Below are 12,614 nucleotides of genomic sequence, written 5' to 3'. Positions count from 1 at the left end.
AAATCAGAAAAAACGATATAAATTGGTCACCGTCCCGAACAGCATCACGACCGAGCATACCATGACGATAAAACCTATCACCTGATTTATCAGCCTGATACCGTTATCATCGAACTTACCACGGATTTTGTCAACAAACCATGTAAGGCCGAACCACCACAACAAAGCTCCCGCCACGATACTCATCAGCCCCACAGCCATCTCAAACGGATGATCTGGCAGCACGAAAGCAAACTGGGCGTAGCACGCGAGAAAAAGGAATATTATCAGCGGATTGGAGAACGCTACGAGAAAAGCCGTTATCCCGTTGTGCACCAACGTACCTTTGTTGTGTCCCGAACGGTGCATGTTCTTCGTGGGGTCGGTGCGGTATGTATACACCCCGAACGCCAGCAACAGCATGCTTCCCACTATCTGCAAGTAAAACTTATTCTGCTGGTCGCTGATAAAATCCATCACGAGGCTCATTCCATATACCGTGACAACGGCATACAGGATATCGCTCACCACGGCACCTATACCGGTCACGAAACCATACCAGCGGCCTTTGTTCAGCGTGCGTTGCACGCATAGCACACCCACAGGCCCCATCGGGGCCGAGGCTATGACACCGATGAGCATTCCCTTGAATATGAAATCCAATATGTTAATATGTATCGGAAATGGCATAATGTCTGCAAAATTGCTAAAATTATACGAATTACACAAGTTTTTACCGCTAATTCTTTTGCCCGTGTTCTTTTTTTTCTAACTTTGTGTAAAGAACGACAACCATGTATTTTATTTAATAACATAATTATATCATCATGAATGAACTATCAATACCCAAACCTTACGTGATCGGTTTGGATCTCGGCGGCACAAATTCCGTATTCGGGATAGTGGACAGCCGTGGAGAAATAAAAGCCACGACAGCAATCAAGACACAAGGATTTGCCACGGCGGAAGAATATGTTGACGCCGCCATAGAAGCACTGCAAGTAATCATAGAGCAGGTTGGCGGCATCGAGAAAATCAAGGCTATGGGCATAGGCGCGCCGAACGCCAATTTCTATAAAGGCACCATCGAACATGCGGCAAACATAAACTGGGGCAAGGGTATAATACCGCTCGCCAAGATGTTCGGCGACAAGCTGGGAGTGCCTGTTGCCATGACAAACGATGCCAATGCCGCCGCCATAGGCGAAATGACTTACGGTGTGGCGCGAGGCATGAAAAACTTTATCATGATCACGCTCGGCACGGGAGTCGGATCGGGCATCGTAGTCAACGGGCAGCTCGTATACGGACACGACGGCTTTGCCGGAGAACTGGGACATATCATCATGCGGCGCGATGACGGACGCCCCTGCGGATGCGGACGCACCGGATGTCTCGAGACTTACTGCTCGGCAACGGGAGTGGCACGCTCCGCAAGGGAGCTGCTGGCCACAACCGGAAAACAATCATTGCTGAGAGACATGGACCCGGACAAAATCACGTCGCTCGACGTGAGCATAGCGGCAAGCAAGGGCGACGAGCTGGCAAACGACATCTTCCGATTCACGGGCAAGATGCTCGGTGAGGCTTGTGCCGACTTCACCGCTTTTTCAAGTCCGGAGGCATTCATCTTTTTCGGCGGTCTCGTGAAGGCCGGCTCTCTTATCATGAACCCTATACGTGAGGCATACGAGGAAAGTGTGATGCCGGTATTCCGAGGCAAGGCGCAGTTCCTCATAAGCGGACTCGACGGTGCCTCAGCCGCTGTGCTCGGAGCAAGCGCGATAGGTTGGGATATAAGTGCCACTTAAAGTCGGATCGAGACATTTCAGCGACCGCGATCAAATATTTTTTCCGGGAGTCAAATGAACCAAGAGACCCATCACCGTATGTGCCATACTATTCGCCTGACTCCCGGAAAGATTTTTCTTAGCTCCCTAAAAAACTTATTTAAATAATGTTAATCACCATCATTTTAATCGTAAGGTTGTCTTTACTTTGAAAGAGAATAGCTACATTTGCAAACGTTAAGGCTCGCATAACAGCGATTAAAAGGGAATGGAGTGAGAGTCTCCAACTGTCCCGCAGCAGTAAGTTTCATTATGGATTTCATGCAATAGTCCACTGTTTTCAAGAAAGGAAATGGGAAGGAACATGAGATTGGAACAAAGTCTGAAGACCTGCCTCGACCAGATAAGAAACAAAAGCCGTTGTTCCTCGGAGTAAGGACACATGCGGCATTCATTGTCTATGATTGTATAAACCCGGACACAGGCATTCTGTCCGGTATTTCGGCGGCTCTTGTTTCATGGCGCATGTGATAAAGACAACATCATACGCACCTCTAATTATTGTCCGCACACTATGAATTATTATTATATAAGTTGTTTTGCGGGTGTGGTCGGACCGGGAGGCCGGGCCACACCCTTTTGTTTTTTCCATGCCCGTACTGTCATCGCGGAAGCCTGAAGCTTATCGGCAACGTGTATTTAACTCTCACCGGCACTCCTTTATGCTTTCCGGGATTCCACTTCGCCATATTTTTCACCACACGCACGGCTTCTTTATCAAGCGAAGGGCATACACTCTTTAACACTGCCACATCATCGACCGAACCGTCTTTTTCCACAAAAAAAGTGACAATCACCCGCCCCTCAATCTTATTTTTCACCGCATCCGACGGATAGCGGATCTGGGTGGAGAGATATTTAAACAGCAACCCCGAACCACCGGGATAAGAAGGTTTTTCGTCTGGAACACAATGAATCTTGCCACTTACAGTGTCAGGGAGTACGGCTTTTTGGGCATTTGCGCCTATGCCTACAAGCAAAATAGCAAACAGCACTAACAATTTCTGCTTCATAACCTTAATTATTTATTTTGTCTTAAATATTTATATTATCTTAAATATTAAGTATTTACCATCGAACGGCACAAAGATACATAAAATAAAAATGCTTGCCACCCCCCCCATGTTAAAAACGGTTAAACATATAAAATAATGTTATTTGTAAACTTTATTCCCAACGACAATCAACAAAATAAATATGAATATTTATGCAAAAGCATACAACAAAGCCACTTACAGCCTTTGTTTTTTGATAAACTTCTCTTTCTCGAATATCCTTCCATAGGCATTGCCGCAACCGGTATGCCGTCATCTTGCATTTAGGCGCTCGTTACAATGCGTTTAGACGCTAAACGCATTGTAACGAGCGCCTAAATGCAAGGCAAAAAGTATCCCGTTGAAGCACAAAAAACAACCATATAAACAAAAGGCGAGCCGCCCACCGGATACAGTGGGCGGCTCGCCGCAAAGCCATACTAAAGCCATTCAACAAGAACGACGCTGCCCGCCGACAGCATCTGCTACGCAGTAAATACACACTCCTTGGACAACCGACTTGCATTTATCAAATATTCAAGCCATCCAAAGTGCATAAACATGCATTTACGGCGATCTTCCGCATAGTGTTTTGTATGTATTTTTCCTGTCACTCATCGTTATTCCTATTGTTTTTATTGACTTCACCCATGCAAATTTATACAAAAAAGCACGAGAAAACAAGCATTATCACGATACACATCGGTATACAATACCCTGAAATTGAGACGTGAACACACGGCAACGGCTCAAAAAAGAGGTTGGCGCAGGACGCATCCAACCTCAGGATAAACGATAAGGCCATCGGCAATGGCTGATGAAATCTTATCTTCCGCAAATATAGACAATTACATTATAAAAAGCAAATAATTTAGGTTAAATTTATCCTACTACATGGAAAATATGCGCCAACGCATAAAAAACACACGATTTGATTTGTCTGTATTGCTCCGTTTGAGTATATTTGCGGAGTATACCCGGCAACCGATAATCAAAATCTGCCAGACAACCGCACACGACACGCTACACGCCTGGCTACCAAGAAAACTCACCAATAACCAAAAAGCAGAAAACAAAACCATGAAAACAATCAAACCATTGCTTCTGGCATTAACGGCACTTATCGCCGCATGCGAGAAAATAAGCATACCAGATGACGGCCGACAGCCCCAAACGGAAAAAACAGACGACTACGACTGGAAAGAGACTTTCGACATTGACAGCACAGAACAAAGATGCCTCACAGTGTCCGAAGCCATAGAGACCGATATAGGAACAGTAATCACGGTCAGAGGATACATCGTAGGCTCCACACGCAGAAACATGAGAAACGCCAAATTCCGGCCGCCGTTCGACGGTAAAAGTGCCATAATACTGTCGGATTTAAAACTAACAGAATGCGAAGGATTTTACATGGACGAGCTTCTGCCTGTGTGCATCAACGACTTCACACAGCACCAAGACAGGCTTAACCTCGTGGACAACCCGCAACTTTTCGAGCGGCAGATCACAATAACCGGCATGAAAGCCATATACCTCGGACAGCCAGGCATCAAACCGCTGATATGGCATGACCTTACGGAATAGCCACCGGCACACCCACGCACCATCGCAGCAGACACGCATTTACGACATAACATTCTGTTTTGTCGACTGTTTTGCGTATCTTTGCACACAAAACAACTACAAACTGCCACTTATATGAAACAAAACAAATTACTGCCGGCAATGGCATGCGGGCTGATTGCCATCGCCCCGGCAATGGCACAACAAAAGAGCTACAAAGAGATAATGAACGAGACAAGCCGGGACTTCTTCACTACCGAAGAGGCCCGCCGTGCCGGCGACATGCTGCTCGAATACCAGAGGGTGACAGGCGGGTGGCCGAAAAACATGGACATGACACGTCACCATACCGACAGCGAGCTTGCACAGGTAAGGAAAGACAAGGCACGGCGAGACGACTCGACGACAGACAATGGCGCGACAAACACCCAGATGCGTTATCTGGCACACCTGTACAGCGCCACCGACGACACAAAATACCGAGACTCATTCCGCAAAGCCGTGGAATATCTGCTCAGCGGGCAATACGACAACGGCGGATGGCCACAGTTCTGGCCTGAGAAAAGCGGCTATCGGGTTCACATCACGTACAACGATAACGCCATGGCAAACACGCTCAACCTGTTCGACGAAATCATGGCGGGCAGATATCCATTCTCCGGCGACATCACGGACAGCGCCCTGCGCGAAAAGCTCGCAGTGTCATACCGGAAAGGAATAGACTGCATTCTCGCCACTCAGATCGTGATAGACGGAGAGCCTACGGTGTGGTGCCAGCAACACGACCGCAAGACGCTGCGACCGGCGAAAGCACGCGCTTACGAACTACCGTCGTTCTGCTCGAGCGAAAGCGCCGTGCTCGTGGACATACTGATGCGCCAGCCTAACCCCGACGAACGCATCAAACGCGCAGTACACGGAGCGATGAAATGGTTTGACGAGCACAAACTGACCGGAGTGCGCCTTGTGCGGACAGGCAAGAAAGGAAAACCGGGACACGACACGCGCCTGGTCAGCGACCCGAACGCACATCCTATATGGGCACGGTTCTATGACCTGGAAGAGGGCCGGCCATACGTATGCGACAGAGACGGGGTTCCGAAACGTAGACTTGAAGAGATAGGGCATGAGCGGCGCAACGGTTACAGTTGGTACAACAACCGCCCCGCAGCCCTGTATGCCCGATACGCCAAATGGGCGGCACGTCACGACCCTGAGCGCAAAGTGGCGGTAAGCCTTGACAAAAAGCTGTAAAATATATCGTTTTTTTTGTCTTTTACATTGATAATTAGTATCTTTGCAGAAGATATGCGACATTTTAATGACAATCGGCCGGCAACCATGCAAGTCGCCGGAGATGTCCGCTTGTTTCCGAAATACATTACGGACTAATTAAAAACTAATAACTATAAACAATTTTCAACGACATGAAATTATTAAGACTAATGTTTCTGTGTCTTTTGTTTCCGGCCATGGCCCACGCCGACGACTGGACAACACTGTACAAACAGATAGAGCAGAGCATCAAGCAACCGGAGTTTGCAAACCGTGATTTCAACATCACCAAGTATGGAGCCGGAACCAAGGCTACGGCGGCCGTAAACCAGAAGGCGATCAACAAGGCCATAGCCGCCTGCTCGAAAGCCGGCGGCGGCCGCGTCATAGTACCTGCCGGAACATTCAATACAGGAGCCATCACGCTGCTCAGCGGCGTAAATCTCGTGGTGGAGAAAAACGCGACACTGCTCTTCGTCTTCCAACCCGAGCTTTATCCTGTGGTAAGAACACGATGGGAAGGACTCGACTGCTGGAACCTCTCGCCGTGCATCTATGCTTACAAGCAGAAGAACATCGCCATCACCGGCGAGGGAACGATAGACGGCGGAGGAACCAATGAAACATGGTGGAAATGGTGCGGAGCGCCACGATACGGATGGAAAGAAGGCGTGATCAGCCAACGCAACGGCAGCCGCGCACGACTGCTGAAAATGGCAGAGGACGGAGTAGACAAAGACGAGCGCCGCTTCGGCCCGCAAGACGGCCTGCGCCCGCAGCTGATAAACACCAACCAGTGCGAGAACATACTCATTGAGAATGTCACCCTGCTGCGCTCACCGTTCTGGGTCATCCACCCGCTGCTGTCAAAGAACATAACAGTGAGAGGCGTGCACATCAACAACGACGGCCCCAACGGCGACGGTTGCGACCCGGAGTCATGCGACGGCGTGCTGATAGAAAACTGCTTCTTCAACACGGGCGATGACTGCATCGCCGTAAAGAGCGGACGCAACAACGACGGACGCCTGTGGAACAAGCCGAGCGAGAACATCATCATCCGCAACTGCGAGATGCAGAACGGACACGGAGGCGTGGTGATCGGAAGTGAGATATCGGGCGGTTGCCGCAACCTGTTCGCTGAGAACAACGTCATGGACAGCCCCAATCTCGACCGCGTGATACGCATAAAGACAAACACATGCCGCGGAGGAATCATCGAGAACATATATGCACGCAACATTAAAGTAGGCCAGTGCGGCGAGTCTGTACTGAAAATCAACCTCGACTACGAGCACAACGAGATATGCTGCAGAGGCTTCCTGCCCACAGTGCGCAACATCAACCTCGACAACGTGACCTGCGAGAAAAGCAAATACGGCGTGCAGATAATCGCACTCGACACTTGCACGAACGTTTATGACATCAACGTGAAAAACTGTAAGTTCAACGGTGTGGCCGAAGGCAACAGCATAAAGGGACAGACACGCAACATAAACTTCGACAACCTATACATCAACGGCGGCCTGAGCCTCATCAACAAGCCGTTTGCCAATTACAGCCAGTGGATGACCGCGTCGGAGATGAAACGCTATCCGAAGTCTTACCTGCTCGATTTCTCGAACCGTCCGAAATGGAGCTATGTGATGGGTATCGAACTGGAATCGATGCTCGACACATACCTCAAATACGGAGGAGAGGACATAAAGAAATATTGCCAGATGTATACCGACACGATGATAAACGCGAAAGGCGACATCAGAGGATACAGACTGGAAGACTACAATCTCGACCAGATACGCACAGGGCACTTCGTGGCACGCATGTATGAACTGTATCCCGAGAAAAAGAACCTCACAGCTCTGCAAACGCTCATGAAACAGCTCAAGAACCAGCCGCGCACGGAGGACGGAGTGTTCTGGCACAAGGCGATATACTCATATCAGGTGTGGCTCGACGGTATTTTCATGGGATTGCCCTACTACACCATGACGGCCAAAATGCTGCTCAAGGACAAGAAAGCACAGGCCATATACGATGACGCGGTAGACCAGATCAAGAAGACATACGAACGCACACTCGACACCAAAACAGGACTGAACCGCCACGCATGGGACGAGACACGCGAAATGTTCTGGGCAGACAAGACCACCGGTTTGTCTCAACACTGCTGGGGTCGCGCCCAGGGATGGTACACAATGGCACTCATCGAGCTGCTTGACGCACTACCGGAGAACTACAAGCGCAGAGACGAGGTGATCGAACTGCTGAAAAAAGATCTTGACGCCGTAATAAAATGGCAAGACAAAAAGAGCGGTGTGTGGTACCAGGTGATGGACAGCCCCAAACGCAAAGGCAACTATCTGGAATCAACATGCTCGGCCATGTTCACATACTCACTGCTCAAAGCATACCGCAAGGGATATGTGGGAGCGAAATACCGCGATGCCGGCATAAAGGCATACAAAGGCATTATCAATAATTTCATAAAGATAAATCCTGACAGCACAATCTCACTGACCAACTGCTGCTCGGTGGCCGGACTCGGCCCGGGTATGAGCGAGAAGGTAAAGGCGGCGACAGACAAGTATGGCATGAAGCTGAAAGAGAACAAACGCCGTGACGGATCGTATGACTACTACCTGAGCGAGAAGGTGCGCGACAACGACGCCAAGGGCGTAGGCCCGTTCATCTGGGCATCGCTCGAAATGGAAGCGCTAGGATACAATACAAGCAACACCACAACGGGCATCAACCGCCAGGCCGTGGTGACACGCAACAACCCGGTGGTGACAAAGGCAGACGCACTGGCCTCGCTTACCGTGGGCAACGGACACTTTGCCACTACGGTGGATGTCACCGGACTGCAAAGCTACCCTTTTGACTATGAGGCAGGCGTGCCTCTCAACGCCATGTCTGACTGGGGATGGCATTCATTCAAAAACACCGACGCACTGACTCCGGCCGAAACGGAGAAAGCGTATGACTTCGGACACGGACGCAAAGAGGTGTATGCGGTGGAATACAAGCAGGAAGGACGCAACAAAAAAGCCACTGAATATTTCAGAGTAAACCCGCACCGCCTGAACCTCGGAACAATAGGTCTTGAACTGACCGACGAGAACGGCAAAGCGATACCGCTGAGCGGACTGAAAAACATACGTCAGGAACAAGCTTTGTGGGACGGTACGATAGAATCGAAGTTCACGGTGAACGGAACACCTGTCGAAGTCACAACCGCCTGCATGGCGAACAAGGACTGTCTGTTTTCAAGAATAAAGACCGGACTGCTGTCAAAAGGCCGTGCGGCAGTGGCGTTCAAATTCTCTTACCCCTCAGGCAAGCATGCGGACGACGCCAACGACTGGACAAAACCGGAGCGCCACAAGTCTGTGATAATAGCATCGACAGACCGTTCCGCAACAATCGAGCGGACACTCGACGACACGAAGTATTATGTACTGTTGGAATGGGAAGGCAACGCCGTACTGAAAGAGACATCGCCGCACCATTTCACACTCACATCGGCAGACGACGTGCTGTCGTTCAGTGCCGAGTATCGTGAGAAAAACGACGCAAAGAAAGCTGATGTATCATACTCCTATGACCAAGCCCTGAAAGCCGTGATGAAACACTGGCCGAGATTTTGGAATGCAGGAGCCATCGTCGATTTCTCTGATTGCACCGACCCGAGAGCAGCGGAACTGGAGCGCCGGGTGGTACTCTCACAGTATCTGACCGCCATCAACTGCGCAAACACCACTCCACCGCAGGAAACCGGACTGACATACAACTCGTGGTTCGGCCGTCCTCACCTTGAAATGACATGGTGGCACGCTGTGGATTTCGCTCTGTGGAACAGACCGGAAGTTATGGAAACGATGCTGAAATGGTACAACAAAACAGCCCTGCCTATCGCTAAGAAAATTGCCGCGCGCCAAGGATTCAAGGGCGCACGCTGGATGAAGATGACAGACCCGCAAGCGGGTGAGGCGCCTTCGAATGTAGGTTCGTTCCTGACATGGCAGCAACCACATTATATATATATGGCGGAAGAGATGTACAGAGCTAACCCCACCGACGAAACTATAAAGAAATACGCAGAGGGCGTGGAGCAAACAGCACTATTCATGGCCGATTTCGCAAAGGCCTGCGCACCGAAAAGCGGCAAAATAAAACTCTTCGGACAGACAGCCATGCAGGAATCGATGTCGAAAGACTTCTCTTTCAACCATCCGTTTGAACAGGTTTACTGGCACTACGGACTGAGCGTGGCACAGAAATGGCGCGAGCGTCAAGGGCTGGAACGCGACAGCGAATGGGACGAAATAATCAGCCGCATGGCTCCTTTGGCCGAGAAAGACGGCATATATATGTCAGGCGAGCCTTCACAGGCATTCGACCCGAAAGCCCAATCAACGGGATTTGACCCGTTTACAAGTGCGGCCCAGAGCGGAAAGAAACAGATATCGGAGGAAGACTTCGCATTAAAATCACGCTCTGACCACCCCGCCGTACTTGGCGCATGCGGAATGCTGCCTGCCACGGACCAGTATAATAAAGAGACGATGAAGCGCACTCTTGACTGGGTCATGGCCAACTGGAACTGGGACACAACCTGGGGATGGGACTACGGCATGATCGCGATGTGTGCCGCACGTCTCGGAGAAGGTGACACTGCCGTAAAGGCACTGCTCATCGACAAAGGGAAGAACACTTATCTCGTAAGCGGGCACAACTTCCAAGAGCCAAAGCGTCTGCGCCTCTATCTGCCGGGCAACGGCAGTCTGCTGGACGCTGTAGCCATGATGTGCGCCGGTTGGGACGGTTGCGGCGATGTGCTCAACCCCGGTTTCCCGAAAGACGGACGATGGAACGTGCGCTGGGAAGGTCTGCAGAGAATGCAATAACATTAATATACCCGCAATGACCGGAAAGCGACAAGCATAAACAGACATGGACACGAAGAACATTTTCCATTATTAAGAAATGGACAACCGGTATTCTTCGTGTCTCTGTTTTTTTCATGTTCGAACATAACCAATATTACAAAAGCATAATGAAAAAACTATTACTCACAGCAGCCGTAACAGCACTGACAGGTGCGGCAACGGCACAAACACCGGCATTCCCCGGAGCGGAAGGCCACGGACGGTATGTAACAGGAGGTCGAGGCGGAAAGGTCATACACGTGACCAACCTCAACGACAGCGGTACCGGCTCGTTCAGGGAAGCCGTGAAAGGCAGCGGCAAAAAGATTGTGGTATTCGATGTGGCCGGTGTCATAGCGCTAAATTCCGACCTGTCAATAGGCGCCAACACGACAATAGAAGGACAAACGGCTCCATATCCCGGTATCACACTACGCTACCGCACGCTCAGATGCGCAAACAACATTATAGTAAGGTTTATCAGAAGCCGGCGCGGACAGGAAAGAGACGTTAACGACGGAGCTGATGCCATCTGGGACAGACAGAAGACCGGCATCATCCTCGACCACTGCTCGTTCAGTTGGAGCATTGACGAAGTGGCTTCTTTCTATGACAACAACAACTTCACCATGCAGTGGTGCACCATCGCGGAGAGCCTGAACAATCCCGGACACAGCAAGGGCGCACACGGATACGGCGGCATCTGGGGCGGCAAGCTCGCCAGTTTCCACCATAACCTCATCGCAAGCGTGAGCAACCGAGGCCCGCGCTTCAACGGCGCACGCTACGGATGGGAGGGATATACCAGCAACTACGACTACGACACGTATAAATGGGAAAATCCGGCACAAGCCGAGAACGTGGACTTCCGCAATTGCGTGATGTTCAACTGCCCCGGAGCCTGCTACGGAGGACCCGGCGGCGGACAGATTAACATCGTCAACAACTACTACAAAGCCGGCAACAGCGGTGTAGGCAATCAAGAGCGCATCACTCTGGTTACGGTTTCCACGTCGGGAAACTCAGACAGCAAGCATCCCGAATATTACGGAATGACAAGCCGCTACTACATCTCGGGCAATACCACGGAGACATCGTCAGGCTCTAAGAAGAAAAACCGCGACTGGGCCGGAGTGAGCTACGACAAGGGGGTACATACGGTGGGCGGAGTAACATACTCTGAAGATCCTAACAACATGTACGGCGACAAAGTTCCGCACATTACCATAAGCGGAAAACAATGCGTCAATGTAAAGATGAACGAGCCGGCACCCACTGGCAATGTAACAACGCACACGGCCGAGAACGCATTCAACAAGGTATTGGAATATGCCGGTTCATCACTGCACAGAGACGATGTTGACGCACGATACATGAGTGAGGCCAAGAACGGAAAGTCGCAATATAAAGGTTCGGTGACAAATAAATGGGGACTCATTGACCTCGTGTCTGACGTCAAAGGATACACGGAAGCCAACTTTCCGACGGCAGAGCGCCCTGAGGGTTTCGACACCGACGGTGACGGAATACCCGACGCATGGGAAATCGCCAACGGGCTGAACCCGAACGACCCTACTGACGGAAACAAGACCACTATCGACAGCAAAGGATACTACACCAATATAGAAGTATACTGCAACAGCCTTGTCCAAGACATAATGATTGGCGGAAACTCCGAAGCCCAAGAAGCGGTAAATGAGTATTTCCCGAGATATGTCAAGGAAGACGGCACGGTTGTGGAAGCAATAGAAGGAGGGGTGTCGGCAATCCAAAACATCAATGCGGACAAAGTTGTGGATACAGAGTATTACAACATGCAGGGAATGAGAATATCTCCCGATGCGAAAGGCTTGGTAATAAAAGTATCCGTGTTAAGCAGCGGAAAGAGAATTAGCCGTAAAACTGTTAACAAATAATACTCACCGGACGACAAACGAAAACACGAATAAAAACGGTAAATATTCTTTTGCCGTAGACAG

7 protein-coding genes and 1 riboswitch are annotated in these 12,614 nt (G+C 50.2%); of the genes, 5 read left to right on the top strand and 2 right to left on the bottom strand.

Annotated features, from left to right (window positions below; genetic code table 11):
• Positions 1-3 precede the first annotated feature (3 nt).
• Positions 4-669, bottom strand: coding sequence for a LysE family translocator (locus MoGM_RS12245; protein WP_199181793.1), 666 nt, complete (start codon positions 667-669; stop codon positions 4-6).
• A 137-nt stretch (positions 670-806) separates the two neighbouring features.
• Here MoGM_RS12245 and MoGM_RS12240 point away from each other — a divergent pair, with 137 nt between their 5' ends.
• Positions 807-1,790, top strand: a complete 984-nt coding sequence (locus tag MoGM_RS12240) for an ROK family protein (RefSeq protein ID WP_104370331.1) — start codon at positions 807-809, stop codon at positions 1,788-1,790.
• A gap of 202 nt (positions 1,791-1,992) precedes the next feature.
• Positions 1,993-2,182, top strand: a riboswitch (cobalamin riboswitch).
• Between the two features lie 249 nt (positions 2,183-2,431).
• Here the strand turns inward: MoGM_RS12240 and MoGM_RS12235 are convergent.
• Entirely contained in the window at positions 2,432-2,842 is a 411-nt protein-coding gene (locus MoGM_RS12235) for an energy transducer TonB (RefSeq protein WP_104370330.1), read from the bottom strand.
• A gap of 1,101 nt (positions 2,843-3,943) precedes the next feature.
• On the opposite strand from MoGM_RS12235, the gene MoGM_RS12230 reads away from it, so the two are divergent.
• The 4 genes from MoGM_RS12230 to MoGM_RS12215 all read left to right on the top strand — a co-directional run bounded on the left by MoGM_RS12230 (position 3,944) and on the right by MoGM_RS12215 (position 12,551).
• The gene (locus tag MoGM_RS12230) at positions 3,944-4,450 is read left to right on the top strand and encodes a DUF6359 domain-containing protein (protein WP_146078740.1); all 507 of its coding nucleotides are present in this window, start codon (positions 3,944-3,946) and stop codon (positions 4,448-4,450) included.
• 114 nt (positions 4,451-4,564) lie between these two features.
• Positions 4,565-5,683 carry a pectate lyase gene (gene pelA / locus MoGM_RS12225; protein ID WP_104370328.1) on the top strand — a complete coding sequence of 373 codons (1,119 nt, stop codon included), beginning with the start codon at positions 4,565-4,567 and terminating at the stop codon, positions 5,681-5,683.
• Positions 5,684-5,856: 173 nt separating this feature from the next.
• Positions 5,857-10,614 carry a glycoside hydrolase family 88 protein gene (locus MoGM_RS13525; RefSeq protein WP_104370327.1) on the top strand — a complete coding sequence of 1,586 codons (4,758 nt, stop codon included), beginning with the start codon at positions 5,857-5,859 and terminating at the stop codon, positions 10,612-10,614.
• Positions 10,615-10,763: 149 nt separating this feature from the next.
• Positions 10,764-12,551, top strand: a complete 1,788-nt coding sequence (locus MoGM_RS12215; protein ID WP_104370399.1) for a pectate lyase — start codon at positions 10,764-10,766, stop codon at positions 12,549-12,551.
• The last annotated feature ends 63 nt before the right edge of the window (positions 12,552-12,614 follow it).

Origin of the sequence: Prevotella sp. MGM1 (genome assembly GCF_002933775.1) — a bacterium.
Taxonomy (GTDB): Bacteria; Bacteroidota; Bacteroidia; order Bacteroidales; family Bacteroidaceae; genus Prevotella.
This window is presented reverse-complemented; position numbering and strand designations above follow the sequence as displayed.

What these genes read in the sequence shown, in the direction of transcription:
- MoGM_RS12240 (WP_104370331.1), top strand. Translation starts at nt 807, where the DNA reads ATGAATGAACTATCAATACCCAAACCTTACGTGATCGGTTTGGATCTC.
- MoGM_RS12235 (WP_104370330.1), bottom strand. Translation starts at nt 2,842, where the DNA reads ATGAAGCAGAAATTGTTAGTGCTGTTTGCTATTTTGCTTGTAGGCATA.
- MoGM_RS12245 (WP_199181793.1), bottom strand. Translation starts at nt 669, where the DNA reads ATGCCATTTCCGATACATATTAACATATTGGATTTCATATTCAAGGGA.
- MoGM_RS12230 (WP_146078740.1), top strand. Translation starts at nt 3,944, where the DNA reads ATGAAAACAATCAAACCATTGCTTCTGGCATTAACGGCACTTATCGCC.
- pelA (WP_104370328.1), top strand. Translation starts at nt 4,565, where the DNA reads ATGAAACAAAACAAATTACTGCCGGCAATGGCATGCGGGCTGATTGCC.
- MoGM_RS13525 (WP_104370327.1), top strand. Translation starts at nt 5,857, where the DNA reads ATGAAATTATTAAGACTAATGTTTCTGTGTCTTTTGTTTCCGGCCATG.
- MoGM_RS12215 (WP_104370399.1), top strand. Translation starts at nt 10,764, where the DNA reads ATGAAAAAACTATTACTCACAGCAGCCGTAACAGCACTGACAGGTGCG.